Origin of the sequence: Rhodococcus sp. 24CO, from assembly GCF_050586165.1 — a bacterium.
In the GTDB taxonomy this organism is placed as follows: domain Bacteria; phylum Actinomycetota; class Actinomycetes; order Mycobacteriales; family Mycobacteriaceae; genus Rhodococcus_F.
In genome coordinates, this window is sequence record NZ_JAZFNF010000004.1 from 229,090 (window position 1) to 244,065 (window position 14,976).

The 14,976-nt window shown below is 62.2% G+C and carries 19 protein-coding genes and 1 tRNA gene; 13 read left to right on the forward strand and 7 right to left on the reverse strand.

Translation table 11 applies throughout. The annotated features are described in order from the left end of the window. The first annotated feature begins 70 nt into the window (after positions 1-70). The 5 genes from V2B23_RS11200 to V2B23_RS11220 all read left to right on the forward strand — a co-directional run bounded on the left by V2B23_RS11200 (position 71) and on the right by V2B23_RS11220 (position 4,650). Positions 71-757 carry a response regulator transcription factor gene (locus tag V2B23_RS11200; RefSeq protein WP_430950414.1) on the forward strand — a complete coding sequence of 229 codons (687 nt, stop codon included), beginning with the start codon at positions 71-73 and terminating at the stop codon, positions 755-757. Then, positions 757-2,205 (forward strand): HAMP domain-containing sensor histidine kinase, encoded by a 1,449-nt coding sequence (locus V2B23_RS11205; RefSeq protein WP_430950694.1) that lies wholly within the window; start codon positions 757-759, stop codon positions 2,203-2,205. Before V2B23_RS11200 ends, V2B23_RS11205 begins: the two co-directional genes overlap by 1 nt. A 192-nt stretch (positions 2,206-2,397) precedes the next feature. Next, entirely contained in the window at positions 2,398-3,855 is a 1,458-nt protein-coding gene (locus tag V2B23_RS11210) for a S1C family serine protease (protein WP_430950415.1), read from the forward strand. 80 nt (positions 3,856-3,935) lie between these two features. Further along, positions 3,936-4,433 carry a MogA/MoaB family molybdenum cofactor biosynthesis protein gene (locus tag V2B23_RS11215; protein ID WP_179300869.1) on the forward strand — a complete coding sequence of 166 codons (498 nt, stop codon included), beginning with the start codon at positions 3,936-3,938 and terminating at the stop codon, positions 4,431-4,433. Positions 4,434-4,440: 7 nt separating this feature from the next. After that, entirely contained in the window at positions 4,441-4,650 is a 210-nt protein-coding gene (locus tag V2B23_RS11220; protein WP_430950416.1) for a hypothetical protein, read from the forward strand. A gap of 62 nt (positions 4,651-4,712) precedes the next feature. Here the strand turns inward: V2B23_RS11220 and mscL are convergent, their stop codons facing one another. From mscL to V2B23_RS11240, 4 genes are all read right to left on the reverse strand, one after another. Further along, positions 4,713-5,135, reverse strand: coding sequence for a large conductance mechanosensitive channel protein MscL (mscL, locus tag V2B23_RS11225; RefSeq protein WP_430950417.1), 423 nt, complete (start codon positions 5,133-5,135; stop codon positions 4,713-4,715). Between the two features lie 97 nt (positions 5,136-5,232). After that, positions 5,233-5,976, reverse strand: a complete 744-nt coding sequence (locus V2B23_RS11230) for an SAF domain-containing protein (RefSeq protein WP_430950418.1) — start codon at positions 5,974-5,976, stop codon at positions 5,233-5,235. A 90-nt stretch (positions 5,977-6,066) separates the two neighbouring features. Beyond that, positions 6,067-6,375 carry an FmdB family zinc ribbon protein gene (locus tag V2B23_RS11235; RefSeq protein WP_138872371.1) on the reverse strand — a complete coding sequence of 103 codons (309 nt, stop codon included), beginning with the start codon at positions 6,373-6,375 and terminating at the stop codon, positions 6,067-6,069. 158 nt (positions 6,376-6,533) lie between these two features. Then, positions 6,534-7,109, reverse strand: a complete 576-nt coding sequence (locus V2B23_RS11240; RefSeq protein ID WP_430950419.1) for a 5-formyltetrahydrofolate cyclo-ligase — start codon at positions 7,107-7,109, stop codon at positions 6,534-6,536. Between the two features lie 59 nt (positions 7,110-7,168). Here V2B23_RS11240 and V2B23_RS11245 point away from each other — a divergent pair, with 59 nt between their 5' ends. The 5 genes from V2B23_RS11245 (at position 7,169) to V2B23_RS11265 (ending at position 11,306) form a co-directional block, all read left to right on the forward strand. Beyond that, positions 7,169-8,080, forward strand: a complete 912-nt coding sequence (locus V2B23_RS11245) for a UTP--glucose-1-phosphate uridylyltransferase (RefSeq protein WP_430950420.1) — start codon at positions 7,169-7,171, stop codon at positions 8,078-8,080. 127 nt (positions 8,081-8,207) lie between these two features. Beyond that, a complete protein-coding gene (glp, locus tag V2B23_RS11250; RefSeq protein ID WP_378662574.1) occupies positions 8,208-9,467 on the forward strand; it encodes a molybdotransferase-like divisome protein Glp in 1,260 nt (419 codons plus the stop codon). Between the two features lie 57 nt (positions 9,468-9,524). Continuing rightward, complete coding sequence (locus V2B23_RS11255; RefSeq protein ID WP_092806967.1) at positions 9,525-10,160, forward strand: GNAT family N-acetyltransferase; 636 nt, start codon at positions 9,525-9,527, stop codon at positions 10,158-10,160. A 243-nt stretch (positions 10,161-10,403) separates the two neighbouring features. Then, positions 10,404-11,141 (forward strand): divisome protein SepX/GlpR, encoded by a 738-nt coding sequence (gene sepX / locus V2B23_RS11260; protein WP_430950421.1) that lies wholly within the window; start codon positions 10,404-10,406, stop codon positions 11,139-11,141. An 89-nt stretch (positions 11,142-11,230) separates the two neighbouring features. Further along, positions 11,231-11,306, forward strand: a tRNA-Ala gene (locus V2B23_RS11265). 302 nt (positions 11,307-11,608) lie between these two features. On the opposite strand, the gene V2B23_RS11270 is transcribed toward V2B23_RS11265, so the two are convergent. Then, positions 11,609-11,956 (reverse strand): hypothetical protein, encoded by a 348-nt coding sequence (locus V2B23_RS11270; RefSeq protein ID WP_430950422.1) that lies wholly within the window; start codon positions 11,954-11,956, stop codon positions 11,609-11,611. Beyond that, positions 11,953-12,369 (reverse strand): hypothetical protein, encoded by a 417-nt coding sequence (locus V2B23_RS11275; RefSeq protein ID WP_430950423.1) that lies wholly within the window; start codon positions 12,367-12,369, stop codon positions 11,953-11,955. The genes V2B23_RS11270 and V2B23_RS11275 overlap by 4 nt, the downstream gene beginning before the upstream one ends. A gap of 61 nt (positions 12,370-12,430) precedes the next feature. Between V2B23_RS11275 and V2B23_RS11280 the strand changes: the two genes are divergently transcribed. From V2B23_RS11280 to V2B23_RS11290, 3 genes are read left to right on the forward strand one after another with little or no spacing between them, the layout of a single operon-like run. Further along, positions 12,431-12,826 carry a hypothetical protein gene (locus V2B23_RS11280; RefSeq protein WP_430950424.1) on the forward strand — a complete coding sequence of 132 codons (396 nt, stop codon included), beginning with the start codon at positions 12,431-12,433 and terminating at the stop codon, positions 12,824-12,826. 46 nt (positions 12,827-12,872) lie between these two features. Next, positions 12,873-13,334, forward strand: coding sequence for an ImmA/IrrE family metallo-endopeptidase (locus V2B23_RS11285; RefSeq protein WP_430950695.1), 462 nt, complete (start codon positions 12,873-12,875; stop codon positions 13,332-13,334). Continuing rightward, positions 13,331-14,344, forward strand: a complete 1,014-nt coding sequence (locus V2B23_RS11290; RefSeq protein WP_430950425.1) for a hypothetical protein — start codon at positions 13,331-13,333, stop codon at positions 14,342-14,344. The genes V2B23_RS11285 and V2B23_RS11290 overlap by 4 nt, the downstream gene beginning before the upstream one ends. 49 nt (positions 14,345-14,393) lie before the next feature. Here the strand turns inward: V2B23_RS11290 and V2B23_RS11295 are convergent, their stop codons facing one another. Further along, positions 14,394-14,810 (reverse strand): helix-turn-helix domain-containing protein, encoded by a 417-nt coding sequence (locus V2B23_RS11295; RefSeq protein ID WP_033234244.1) that lies wholly within the window; start codon positions 14,808-14,810, stop codon positions 14,394-14,396. Positions 14,811-14,976 lie beyond the last annotated feature (166 nt).

Genomic DNA, 14,976 nt, shown 5'->3' on the forward strand with positions numbered 1-14,976 from the left:
CGCGACACGCCGAACCTCCCGAACGGGACCCTCTCAGCCCTATCTCAGCACTTCAGTCCAAACTGTCGGTATGCGTATTTTGGTGGTCGACGACGACCGGGCGGTTCGCGAGTCGCTCCGGCGCTCGCTCAGCTTCAACGGCTACACGGTCGAACTGGCGGTGGACGGACTCGACGCGCTCGAGAAGATCCTCTCGAACCGGCCGGACGCCGTCGTTCTCGACGTCATGATGCCGCGCCTCGACGGACTCGAAGTGTGCCGCCGGTTGCGCAGCGCCGGCGACGATCTCCCCATCCTGGTGCTCACCGCCCGCGATTCCGTCAGCGAACGCGTCGCCGGTCTCGATGCCGGTGCCGACGACTACCTTCCCAAGCCTTTTGCACTGGAAGAACTGCTTGCCCGATTGCGCGCTCTGCTCCGGCGAACCGCACCGGATCCCGACGCGGACTCCGAGATGATGACCTTCGAGGATCTCACCCTCGACCCGGTGACCCGTGAGGTTCGGCGAGGCGAGCGATCCATCAGCCTCACCCGAACCGAGTTCTCGCTTCTCGAAATGCTGATGGCCAACCCACGTCGAGTCCTCACCCGTGGCCGCATTCTCGAGGAGGTGTGGGGATACGATTTCCCGACCTCCGGCAACGCTCTCGAGGTCTACGTCGGCTACCTGCGTCGTAAGACCGAGGCCGACGGCGAACCGAGGCTGATTCACACCGTGCGCGGTGTCGGCTACGTCCTGCGGGAGACGCCGCCGTGATCGCTGCACCCTTCGGCAAGAACGCCGAGCCGAAAACCTCTCCCACATCGAACAGCTCGGCGGCCGGGATGCGCCCGCCGATGCCGTTGACCCGATCGGTTTCGCTGCGATGGCGAGTCACATTGCTGGCTGCGTCCGTCGTTGCGGTAGCTGTCGCCGTCATGGCCATCGCTGCCTATGCGGTGGTCTCACGCGCACTGTATGCCGACGTTGATCACCAGTTGCGCACTCGCGCATCGGTTCTCATCGACAGCAACATCGTGCGCTTCGATCCGCGGTACATCACCGGTGCCACCCTGTACACCACCGATATCAGTGTGGCCCTGGTCTTTTCGAACCTCGATACGTATCAGCCGCCAGGTTCCGACGTGCCGATCGGCGAACCCGAACTAGCCGTCGCACGCGGCACCGCAGAGTCGTCACTGCGGACCGTCGAAGGCCAGCGCGTGCTGGCGCAACGAACCCACGACGGCAGCACGTTGGTGATAGCCCAGCGGTTGGAGCCGACCGTCGCAGTGCTCGATCGCCTTGCCTGGGTGCTGTTTGTCGTCGGTGGCTGCGGCGTCATACTCGCCGCAGTAGCAGGTACGACAGTGGGGCGCACAGGGTTACGACCAATCGCCCGGTTGACGGATGCCACCGAGCGCGTTGCCCGAACCGACGATCTGACGCAGATCCCCGTATCCGGCAGCGACGAATTGGCGCGCCTCACCGAGAGCTTCAACACCATGCTCCGGGCACTCGCCGAATCCCGGGAACGACAGAGTCGTCTCGTCGCCGACGCCGGTCACGAACTGCGCACACCGCTGACGTCGCTCCGCACCAATATGGAGCTGCTGATCGCGTCGAGCCGGCCAGGGGCACCACAAATTCCGGACGAGGACATGGCGGAACTGCGAGCCGACGTCGTGGCACAGATCGAAGAACTGTCGACTCTCGTCGGTGACCTCGTCGATCTCGCGCGAGAAGACGCACCCGAAACGGTGTACGAGCGGGTCGATGTCAGTGACGTCGTAGAACGATCGCTCGAACGTGCGCGTCGACGCCGCAACGAAATTGAATTCGAGGCCGTGACAACGCCGTGGTTCGTGTACGGCGATCAAGCGGGACTCTCGCGTGCCGTACTCAACGTCCTCGACAACGCCGCGAAATGGAGCCCCAAGGGCGAGCAGGTGCGCGTCGAGATGCGTCCAGTCGGTCAGGGACTGTTGGAATTGACCGTCAGTGATGCGGGACCGGGTATTCCGGAGGAAGATCGGGAGTTGGTGTTCGATCGTTTCTACCGGTCCACCGCTGCACGTTCCATGCCGGGATCCGGTCTGGGACTTGCGATAGTGCGTCAGGTGGTGATCAAGCACGGTGGCACCATCGCGATCGAGGAATCCGAGCGTGGCGGGGCACTGGTTCGGATCGTGCTTCCCGGAGAGCCGGGTCCGATCGCCGAATAACTGGACACCGAAAGGTAATGTGTTCAGCGAGAGTGCTTTTCGAAAAGTGTGCAGGGCGCACAGAATTATCGGTGCAAACTCTGGGCAAAGTGACAGGTGAGTCTCAGCGGCTTCTCAGCAGCGCAAGGCAGTCTTGTAGTCAACAGAGTTGTGACCAACCAATGAGGTGGTCACCGAGACGAAAGCGAGCCGATGACCGAGGACCGTAACACTGGGCCCAACCGGCCCGAGCAGCCAGGCAACGAGCCCCAGCCGACGCAGGGCTACCCGACCCAGCAGAATCCTGCCCCGCATAATCCTGCCCAGCAGAACCCCACGCAGGCCTACCCGACCCAGCAGCAGCCTTACCCGACCCAGCAGCATCAGGCGCCGGGCTACGGCCAGCCCACGCAGTCGTTCGGGCAGCACTACGGCGCGCATGAGGCTGCTCACCAGCAGCAGTCGCCCTATCAGAGTGCAGCGAGCGCGGCCGGCCCCGCCGGACCCGGCGGTCCGGACACACCGATCCCGCCAGCGCTGCGCGGACCCAACGCTGATCCCGAACCGGCCAAGCCGAAGTCGAAGCGCATGGCGCTGGTAGCCGGCGCATTGGCCCTGGTTCTGGTCAGCGGCGGTGTCGGCGGCGCGGTCGGCGCGATTGTGGCGGACGACAACGGTGGCAGCGCTGCCGTCACCAATTCGCTCAACGCTGCCAAGCCGACGGCAACCAACACGTCCAACGCACCGGCCGGTTCGGTGCAGGCTGTGGCTCAGAAGGTCGTGCCAAGTGTGGTCCAGATCGAGGTGGCCACAGCCCAGGGCTCCGGTGGCGAGGGGTCCGGCGTGATTCTGTCCTCCGACGGACTCATCCTGACCAACAATCACGTCGCCGGCGCGTCCGGTGCGCAGCTGAGTGTGTCGTTCTCCGACGGAAGCAAAGCATCGGCAACCCTGGTCGGTGCCGATCCGGTTTCCGATATCGCCGTCATCAAGGTCGAGGGCCGCAATGATCTGACGCCGATCGACCTGGGCAATTCGGCTGAGGTAGTGGTCGGTCAGCAGGTTGTTGCAGTCGGTTCGCCGTTGGGGCTGGCCGGAACCGTCACCGAGGGCATCATCTCGGCGCTCAACCGCCCGGTGTCGACCAGCGGTGAGTCCGGCAACCAGAACACCGTCATCGACGCCCTGCAGACCGACGCGGCCATCAACCCCGGTAACTCGGGTGGCGCACTGGTCAATATGGACGGACAGTTGATCGGTATCAACACGGCCATCGCGTCGCTCGGAGCGTCGTCGGGCACGCAGGGTGGGTCGATCGGACTCGGCTTTGCCATCCCGATCGATCAGGCGCGGCGTGTTGCCAACGAGTTGATCGAAACCGGCAAGGCCACTCAGGCCATGATCGGTGTGACGGTGCCGTCGCAAGACAATGCGGATGGCGCGACGGTTATGGACGTCACCGCTGACGGTCCGGCAGCCAAGGCCGGAATCCCGAAGGGTGCCGTCATCACGAAGGTCGACGATCGTGTTGTCGCAGACGGTGATTCGCTCATCGCGGCGGTGCGTTCGCATGCTCCCGGCGACACGGTGTCGATCACCTACACCGACGGTGGCCAGCAGAAGACCGTCGACGTCACGCTGGGAACCGCCCCGGCGCAAGGCGGACGATGACAGTTGGCGATCGGCCGACGATCACCCCGATCTTCGGCCGGATCGCAACTGATTCGGGGCGCGGCACTACGGTAGGAGTCATGGAACTCGAAGCCACATCGGCCGGCCGCGCCCTGGTTGTCATCGTCGACGATCGCACTGCTCACGGTGATACCACCGACTCCATCGGTCCGTTGGTTACGGAACTGCTGAACGAAGCAGGTTTTCACGTCGACGCGACGGTTGCAGTTGCTGCCGACGAGGTGGAAATCCGGAACGCTCTCAATACTGCGGTGATCGGTGGTGTCGACTTGGTGATCTCGGTCGGCGGTACCGGAGTGTCACCGCGCGACGTGACACCGGACGTGACGGCGGAGGTGCTCGATCGGGAGATCCCGGGAATCGCCGAGGCGCTGCGCGCGTCCGGGTTGTCCGCTGGATCGCTCGAAGCAGGCTTGTCTCGCGGCTTGGTCGGGGTCTCGGGCAGCACCGTGGTCGCCAACCTGGCGTCGACGCGTCCCGCGATCCGTGACGGTATGGCAACGTTGACGGCTTTGGCGGGCCATGTGATCGCCGAACTGTCCAGCCTCGAGGGCTGAGTAGAAGTTGTCCGACGAAACTGGGTTGTCCGACGACCAAGGGTTGTCCGACGAACCGCGCGCAGTAAAGAAGCGTGTGGACAAAGAGGCTTTGGCGCGCATTTTCGGGGATGTGTTCCCGGAGACGACGTCCGACGAGCGTGATCCGCAGGGATCGCCGGGTTCGTCGGATGACGAGTGGTTACGCAGGCAGGTTCCGCCGCATCACGGCGGTTGACGTACAACAGATCAGGCCCGCTCCGGAGTTTCCGGGGCGGGCCTGATCTGTTCAGGTGGACGCTAGTCGAAGCTCTTGGCGTGGGCGCCGGAGTCGGGGTCGGTTGCACCGGAAGCGAGGATGTCGCGGATCTGGATGAGCAGATCGGTTTCGCTGGCTTCCTTGTCCTCGGGTTCGGTGACGAACTTCTTTTTGGCCGCGTTCGCGGGAACGATCAGCACGAAGTAGACAACTGCCGCGATGATGACGAAGTTGATGATCGCGGTGACCACGGCACCGATGTTCACGAAGGTTTCGGGATTACCGGCAATGATCTCCTTTCCCCAGCCCAATTCGTCGGATCCGCCGATAGCTGCGACGAGTGGGTTGATGATGTTCGACGTGAAGGCCGTGACGATGGCGGTGAACGCTGCACCGACGACGACTGCAACGGCGAGGTCCAGAACATTTCCGCGGAGCAGGAAGTCTTTGAATCCCTTGAGCATTTCGGTATCCCCCGAATTGTGTGTGAGGTGAACTTTGTCGGTCCCCTGAGGGATCCGAATGCAAAAATCCTAAAGGAGCAAGCACCAATGTGTTCGCTTACTTGAACGTCACGGTGATGGCGTTGACGAGTGATGCAGCCGCGACGCGGGTGGCAGCCTCGGTGGGCAATGCCAGCATGATCACCTGTTCTCGCTGGTTACGTGTACTTTCCGCAGCGGTGACCAGAACAACAACGGCGTCGGACGCAAGAATCGTGGGGTTGCTGTCGTTTGTCTGCTCGTTCGGAGTGTCGGGACCGACTGTGAGCACATCGACAATGTCGCCGCTACGGACAATGTCCGAAACTGCGGCATCCGCGAGGCGGACCGGGACAATTCGCGCATCGTCGGTTCCCGTTGACTCGCGGGCCAGGCGTGACCCGAGAACCCGGACGTCGGTGACGATTTCCCCGCGGCGAACGGGCCCGGCGACGGTGCTGCCCACCACGTCACCGACCTCGGTGAGCGTCCCGTCAGGCAGATGATCGGCCGGGAACTCGCTGATTCCCAGGTCGTCGGTGGTGACAAGTTGTCCGGGAATGACATCGCGGGCCGCGGTGACAACCCGGACGGTATCGGAGTCCGGATCGCCGCGAAACAGCAGCGCAATCCCCAGCACGGCAAGAGTGAGTGCGGCGATTTTTCGAACCGTCGAGCCTCGCACACGGTTCGGCTTTGCAATCGCAACAAAGCGGTCGACGACGCTGGGCGTGAGATCGACTTCACCGAAATTCTGTGATCTGGATCGACCGCTAGTCCGAGATCGCGCGCGGAACAGCCCGGACAGGAATGGTTGTCGCATAGACGAACGGTAGGGCCGAAAGCGTGCTTTCGGCCCTACCGATATCTGACTGTGGACAACCTCGCGGTTGTGGAGAAAGTCGTGCTCGAACTAGCTGGCGGCAGCCTTTGCCGGAGCCGGAGTGCTGGTCGACGACGAGGACGACTCGGACTTGGTCGACGACTCGGACTTTGCGGCCGGAGCGGAATCGCTCTTGGCGGGTTCGCTGGCCGTGCCGGATCCACCACGGCTGTCGGTGCGGTAGAAACCGCTGCCCTTGAACACGATGCCCACCGAGTTGAACAGCTTGCGGAGCTTGCCGGAGCAGGCTGGGCAGACCGTCAGCGAATCTTCGCTGAACGACTGGACGATGTCGAAACGGTTGTCACATTCCGTACATGCGTATGAGTAGGTAGGCACCGGGCTTCCTCCGCATTGTGATCTAAGTGCTTCATCAGGTCTGGCGAGTGCTGTCGAGCCAGTTCTGACACCGCAGCCCTTAGCACTCTACAAGTGACAGTGCCAACAGTGCTAATTACGTGTCTATTCCCACTGTGCGGGAAATGGTGGCGTTCGCCTCATCGGTCCAGTCGGGTCCAACCCGCAGCCGGCGTCAGTGCCCAACCCATCGGAATGTCGTGGGGATCCGCGGGGAGCCGTTCCACCAGTTCGCAGTCGCGAACTATCGCGACGAGCCTCGCGGTCGGGGACGCCAAGCCCAGGGTGCGGTCGTAATAACCGGCGCCGCGTCCCAGTCGAGTGCCTCGCCGATCCACCGCGAGGGCGGGGACGAAAATGGTGTGGGCGAGTGCAATCGTTTCCGGTGGCAGTACCGGTCCGACGGGTTCACGCAGCCCGTATGCAGCGGGGCGAAGTGCGTCGACGCCCGTGTATTCGACCCAGGACAGGGGTCCGGGTGCGCCGGTGATCGGCAGGAGAACTCGGTCAGCGACGGTTGCGAGCGCGTCCAACAGGTCCGTGGTTCCTGGTTCGGTCCGGGTCGGAACGTAGGCGCAGACTGTCGTCCCCGGGATTGCCGGATCAAGAGCGTGCACCGCGAGAGCTGATGATTCGGTGCTCCGAATTTGCTCGGATAACGCACGCCGCTCAGTCAGGACGGATTGTCGCCATTGCGCTTTTTCTCGGGGTTCCACCACTTCACGATATGCATCGTGCTGACCATTGGGTAACAAGCTGCCGTTAGGGTGTTGGCATGACAGACGTGGTCGCTAGCAACAAGAAGGCCTTTCGCACGGCCGTGGTTCCTGCTGCCGGATTGGGTACCCGCTTCCTGCCGGCCACCAAGACCGTTCCCAAGGAATTGCTGCCGGTCGTCGACACACCGGGTATCGAACTGGTTGCCGGTGAGGCCGCCGATTCGGGCGCTGAGCGCCTGGTCATCGTGACCTCGCCCGGCAAAGACGGGGTTGTCGCGCATTTTGTCGAGGATCTTGTCCTCGAAAGCAAGCTGGAGGCGAGTGGAAAGCTCGCTCTACTGGCCAAGGTGCGTAAGGCACCCGGACTCCTCGAAGTCGACTCCGTGATCCAGGATCAGCCACTCGGATTGGGACACGCGGTCGGTTGCGCCGAGGCTGTCCTCGACGACGACGAGGATGCGATCGCGGTTCTTCTGCCCGACGATCTCGTGTTGCCTAGAGGTGTGCTCGAAACCATGGCCAAGGTGCGCGCCAAGCGTGGCGGTTCGGTTTTGTGCGCCATCGACGTTCCGAAGGACAAAGTCAGCGCGTACGGCGTCTTCGACGTCGAGATCGTGCCGGACGCCACCAACCCTGACGTGCTCAAAGTCGTCGGAATGGTCGAGAAGCCGGCTATGGAGGATGCACCGTCCACGTTTGCCGCCGCCGGTCGATACCTGCTCGATCGCGCCATTTTCGACGCACTGCGACGCATCAAGCCCGGAGCCGGTGGTGAGTTGCAGCTGACCGACGCCATCGCGCTTCTCATCTCCGAAGGCCACCCGGTGCACGTCGTCGTTCATCGCGGTACTCGACACGACCTCGGAAATCCCGGCGGTTACCTCCGCGCTGCGGTTGACTTCGCACTGGACATGGATGATTACGGACCGTCGTTGCGAGAGTGGTTGGTTGCTCGTCTCGAACGATAAATTCAGTTTTCGGACATCTCCGCACAGCAGTTGACGCAGGATCGAGATGACCGGCCAATCGTGTGGCAAGGCATCATGGGCTGCGGGTAACACGAGTTTCGCGACAAAGTAGGAGGACGCAGTCCATATGCGGTCGGTTGAGGAGCAGCAGACCAGGGTCACAGCCGCTGCAGTTGCGCCCCGGCCGGTTCGTGTCGCCATTTCGGAGGCACAGGGGTTGCTGTGTGCCGAGGAAGTGGTCACCGAGCGGCCGCTGCCAGGGTTCGATCAGGCGGCCATCGACGGATACGCAGTCCGTAGCGTCGATGTTGCGGGGGCCGGAACGGATCTTCGCGGCGAGGACGGCGAGCCGATCGACTTGAGCCTCCCCGTCGTCGGTGAAGTCACGGCCGGTTCGCGTCAGCCGATCCGGCTACAGCCCCGGCAAGCTGTTCGCGTCGACACCGGGGCACCGCTGCCCACACTGGCCGATGCGGTTCTGCCGCTGGAGCAGACCGACGGTGGCCGCGCGCGCGTGCGAGTCTTTGCGCCGGTGCGCTCGGGCGACTACGTACGACGCGCTGGTGACGACGTGCAACCGGGCGATGTCGCTGTTCGGGCGGGAACCATCATCGGCGCCGCCCAGGTCGGCCTTCTCGCGGCGGTGGGCCGGGACAAAGTTCTGGTGCATCCGCGTCCGCGGCTCTCGGTCATCAGCGTCGGCGGCGAACTGGTCGACATCGACCGAACTCCCGGACCGGGCCAGGTTTACGACGTGAATTCGTATGCTCTGGCTGCGGCCGCTCGTGACGCCGGAGCCGACGTCAATCGGGTCGGCATTGCCGGATCGGATGCTCGCCGGTTGCGTGAGGTCGTAGAGGGACAATTGATCCGATCCGAGATCGTGGTCATCGCGGGCGCTGTCGGCGGTGGGGCGTCCGACGAGGTCCGCGATGCCCTGTCCGAGCTGGGCACGCTCGAGGTCGAGCGGGTCGCGATGCATCCCGGATCAGTTCAAGGGTTCGGTCAGCTCGGGCGCGACGAGGTACCGACCTTTCTGCTGCCGTCGAATCCGGTCAGTGCACTCGTGGTGTTCGAGGTCATGGTCAGGCCGCTCATCCGGATCGCGCTTGGTCGTCGACAGCCGATGCGCCGCATCGTGAAGGCTCGGACAGTGGGAACGATTACGTCGATCGCGGACCGCAAGGGATTCCTGCGTGGACAGTTGATGCGCGACGAGGCAACAGGGGAGTACCTGGTCCAGGCGCTCGGTGGTGCTGCCGGTGCGTCGTCCCATCTGTTGGCGACGTTGGCCGAAGCGAATTGCCTGGTTCTTGTCGACCGTGATGTCACCGAAGTGCAGATCGGTGAAGAAGTCGACGTCGCATTTCTCGCCCAACGTGGCTGAGTCACGGCTGGTTTACTTCCGGTGCGCCGCTTCGACTTTCCAACCGAATGAGGTGTGATGTCAGTCCATCCCGGATGGCCCGAGAAGCTGGGCCCGATTCGTGTGGCTGCCGGTGTGGTCACCGTCCGGCCGATTCGGTTGCGTGACGCGTCTGCGTGGAGCAGATTGCGCATTCGGGATCGAGAGCATCTCGAGCCGTGGGAACCGACCGGTGAATCGCCGTGGGACGCCCGGCATCACATCACCGTGTGGCCGTCGTTGTGCGGAAGTCTTCGATCCGAGGCGCGCAAGGGCCGGATACTTCCGTGGGTGATCGAGCTGGACGGCAATTACTGCGGGCAGATCACCATCGGCAACATCGTTCGCGGCGCGTTGCGTTCCGCCTGGGTGGGTTATTGGGTTGCGTCCGACGTCACGGGTGGTGGTGTGGCGACAGCTGCGGTGGCGCTCACGCTGGACCATGCCTTCTCACAGGTGGGATTGCATCGCGTCGAGGCAACTGTTCGTCCGGAGAATTCGTCCTCCCGCGCTGTGCTCCACAACGTCGGCTTCCGTGAAGAGGGACTTCTCCGCCGGTACCTCGACGTCGACGGGCAGTGGCGCGATCACGTTCTTGTCGGGATGACGATTGAAGAGATTCCCACCACAGTTGTGGATCGACTTGTGCGCGCTGGTCGCGCGTCTTGGGTATGAAGTCCCTAGTTAAAAGGTAGTTACCGCCCGAATTGTCATCACAATGGCTGAGGCTGGTCATTGCGAGTTCAACTTCTCCCCTGACAAATTCCGGCGGATCGGTCAGTTCGGTTCGGTACGCGTGTGACACATGAGTAAGGTGGGGTTCGGCGCGTCGGCAACGATGCGAGCCAGTCGGCCGTTAACCTTGATTCATCAACGGCTGGCATAGGTGCTGGTAGGTGATCGGGAGGAGGTCGCGGCATGCCTAGTTCATTCGTGTGGATCGGGCTCGTGGCCGTCTGGTTGTTCGTCCTCGTGCCCATGCTCGTGAACAAGCGCCCCCGGATCCGTCAGACCAGCGAAGCGGCTCTTGCGACTCGCGTACTTCACCGCGGCGACAGCAATCCTGTGCGACGCGGACCGGCAGCCGGACATCGAAGCGATCCGAACTGGCAACCAGAACCAGTGCGCAGCAGCTACGACGCGGAGGACCAGATGGACACTCACGCAGAAGACAGCGACTACAGCGGTGGCCGTGCCCCGGTCAGGGAGTTCGTGCCTGTCCGACGCGGCCGCGGTGGATTCGATCCCGAAGCCGATGCCGTCGCCCGAGAAGCGCGCTACACATTTCGCCAGCGCACCCTTCTCGGACTTGCCTTCGTCTCGATCATGGCCGGCGCACTCGCGCTGATCGTATCGCCCCTGGTGTGGTGGCTCTGCGCCTTGTCGTTTGCCGGTCTCGTCGGCTACTTGGCATATTTGCGCCGGCAAGTGCAGATCGAGCAGGAAATTCGCCGCCGTCGCACAGAACGGCTCAACCGTTCACGTCTGGGCGTCGAATCACACACAGACGAGGAATTGCGCCTGATTCCTTCTCGTCTGCGCCGACCGGGCGCAGTAGTCCTGGAGGTTGACGACGGAGACCCGGCGTTCGACCACCTCGATCACTACGAGGAAATGCCGATGCAGTCGGAAATGCGACACGCATCGGGTCAGTAAACGTCCACCGTTTTCGGAAGGCGGGTAACTCCAGGCGCGGACTTCGGTCCTGCTAGAGTTGCCGAGCACCCGCTTTCGAGCGGTGGCAAGGGGCTGTGGCGCAGTTGGTAGCGCGCTTCGTTCGCATCGAAGAGGTCAGGGGTTCGATTCCCCTCAGCTCCACCACATAATCAGTTACCGATCAGGTCCTTCAGCTAGCGCTGAGGGACCTGTTTTGTTACGGACCGGTCGGTCGACAAATCGCCTCGACTCGCGAAGAATGTGCGGGTGTGTGCAGTTTCATACAGCCGATGGGGCCCACCGGACTCGGTTTGGAACCGGTTGGGGCATGATCCTTGGTGGGCCAGTTATTTTCTGGACATGTAACGGCCATGGCGCCGCGACGATAATCTCACTGTGTCGCTGCGCCAGTGCATGCAGCTAGAACGTATTTTGTCGGGAGGAAATTGATGAGCCAGCCACGACGGCTACTCATGGCGCTTGTAGCTGTCCTGTGCCTGACAGGCGTGGGGTTCCTCGCTGTTTCTGTATTCCCGACAGTCGTTTCGGCTCAACCCGGAGCAGGTGACGACAGCGACAACAGTGCTGACACCACCCTCGCCGATGCCACCGATATTCCCAGTGCCGATGCCCTCGGTAAAAACGGCAACGGCAATAACGGCAATAACGGCAACGGCAATAACGGCAACGGCAATAACGGCAATAACGGTTGCGGCAACAACGGCAATGGCTGGGGCAACGGTTGCGGCAACGGATGCGGCAATAACGGCAACGGCAATGGCTGGGGTAACGGATGCGGCGGCTGCCACCATCACTGCACGACGACAAGCCCGGTAGTAACCACGACAACCGATCCGGTCGTAACGACGACGACCGATCCGGAAGTGACGACGACGGACCCGACTGAACCAGAGGTCCCGACCACGACTACTGATCCGGTCGTAACGACGACGACCGATCCTGTTGTGACGACGACTACTGATCCGGAAGTGACGACGACCACGGATCCGGAAGTGACGACGACGGACCCGACTGAACCAGAGGTCCCGACCACGACTACTGATCCGGTCGTGACGACGACGACCGATCCTGTTGTGACGACGACTACTGATCCGGAAGTGACGACGACGACCACGGATCCGGAAGTGACGACGACTGACTCGACCGAACCCGAGGTGCCGAGTAATTCGACTGAGGCGTCTACAAGTACCGAGGCGTCTACAAGCACTGAGGCGTCTACAAGCACTGAGGCATCTACTAGTTCGGAACAGTCCAGCGAGACTTCGGTAGTGGCAGCTCCGGCCGGACCGGAAAATCCGCAGGGCCCGTCCGCTGAAAGTGGGTCACCGGCGTCCGGGCCATCCGGCGGTGTAGGCAACGCCGCCACACCGGCTGCACCTCAAATCTTGGCTGCACCGGCACCGATCGCAGCTTCGGTGCAAACGGATGGCCCGAATTCCTCGGCTTCGGCACAAAGTGACGACCCGCAAGCTCTCCCGGTGGTCTTCACCTCAGGATTGCCGCCAATTCAGAATGCTGCTGCGGTGGTAGGTGGCCTCGCAGGAATGACATTGGTTGCGGCGGGTGCAGGCGCGTTGACGTTCAGGGGCGCTTCGATGCAGAAGGCTCGATTGGCAGCGGCGCGGGCTGAGTTCCTGGCACCCCGATCCGGAAGAGGTGTGTAGGACAGTGCCGACAAACAGGCGTTCGCATCGCCGAGTTCTTGCTGCGGTGGACGCGGTGTGTGATGCTGCTGCGTCGTCGGAGGCGGTGAATTTGTTGACGGTGGTGGAGGCTGTGGCGCTCGAGCGTGAGCGGCCGATCGAGATCGATCTGCAGACTCCGTTGGCGACGGGTGTGTGCGGTCAGCGGCGCGCGTTCGATGATCATGACGTGATCGTTCTGGCACCTGGCTTGCCCAATGTCGAGCGAACTCTTGCACATGAGTTGGGGCACATCGTGTTTCGGCATGAAGGGGCGGAGATCGCGGAGGCGACGTTGGAAGCCAGCGATGATCTGATCGCGTACATGCTGAGCCAGCGATCGTTGCGTCGCAATGAGCCGGTTCCGATGGATGAACTTGCAGAGTGGGAAGCGGAGACGTTTGCGTCGATGTTGTTGATGAGGTTGAAGACGATGAGTGGTCGTGGGACGCCGTTGTCGGTGTTGCGGTACGACGAGGCGATCGGATGATCGCTTGGGCTATTGCCTTGGTGGTGTGGATCGCAGCAGGTGCAAGACTTGGGCGCGTGGTGGCGCGAGTTGCCACGCCGCTGCGTACGGCCATGGTTATCGCCGGATTCGGTGTTGCGTTGATGGTTACGGTGCTTATCCCCGGGGTCTGGGACATCGTGGACAGAATTGCCCCTGATCAGCACTTTTCAGCGATGGTTGTTGTCGTATTGTGGGTGTTCTTGTCGGCGGCAAGTGCGGTTGGCGCGGTGTCTGCGTGGCCGGTGATGACGCGTTCCGCTATGCGCGTCGTTGCGATCGTGTTGTATACGGTCGGCCTGCTTGTGTCGATTTCCGTAGCCGTCGGTTATTCGATGCCGGCTTTGCTCTTTGTTGTTGTCGCGCTGGCGTTGGTTATCTCGACCGGACTGCGGCACGTTGCGTGGGCGCCGTTGGGCCGCGGAATCGGACTCATCGTCGTGGGTTCGATGATCCTGCTGATTGTTGTCGTGGTCATGCTGGTCGAGTCGGTGCGTGGGGCGAACGCACTCGAGTCGGGTATCTGGTCAGGTGCCGGCGTGCAATTCGTGTCGGTGGCGGGGTTGTTGATCGCGTTGGGCATCACGTGGATGCTCACCGAGACGTGGATGCGAGCGCGCTTGGACGTGAAGCGACTGCGGGGCATGCATGGTCTTCTGGTGACGCGTTTTCCAGAGGTTGTCGATTCCGACAGCGCGGCAACCACATCAGTCCTCAAGGCGTCGGACATGATCGCGCAGATCATGGACGCGATGTACATCCAGGCGGGTGCCGGGTTGTTCGACGTCGGTGGGAGGGAGCCGCCGAGGTCGCTCGCCACGCATTCCGGGATATTGACGGAGTGGATTGTGAATCCACTGGAATCAGAAGTTCTCGATACCCGTTGGATTGCGCCTCCTGACGGTATGTCTGCCAGGAGATGGGTTTTGGTTCTGGCTAGGGATTACGACAAGGTCGAGGCCCAGCCGAATACGACAAAAGCAGGCCGATAGGTGTCGATCGACCTGCTCAGTGCCGTCTAGGGGCAGCCCTAGCCTCGCGTCAACGTGACGCGTCTGGTGGAACTTCAGGTAGTCCTTCGCTCGCGCGGAGCTTTTCGGCCATAGTCGTGAGAAGGTTCTGGGACTCTTCAGACAGATCGAACGCTCGGCTCGACAGTCGACGCAGACCGTAACCCTGGAGCTGTGCGAGCAGTTCGAGGTCGTGATCGATCTTCGCGGCATAGATGTCGTTGAAGAAGTAGTCGGGCTTCACCTTGAAGAAGCGCGCAAAAGCAGCGACGGTCTCGTCCGACGGGTTGGTGCGTTGTCCCGAGCGGAGCTGTGAGATGTACGGCTTGGAGATCTGGTGGCCGTCCTCGATCAACGCGGAGGCGACCTCGGCGTTGGTGTGGGGCTTGCGCCCGGGAGGATGGACACTGTCGAACAGTTTGTTCAGTCGTTCTGCAAAGTCAGCCATTGTGAACCGCCCCGTAATCCTCTCTATCAGCGATTGTTCGTTCAGCGAATCCCACGATATCACGCGGATAACCGATTGGTAGCTCGCTGTAGTCCATTCGGTGGGCTTTGGGCGCAAAGCTGAGTTCGGTAATTAGCGGCGCTCCGAGGCTGCTTCCGTCGAGTTC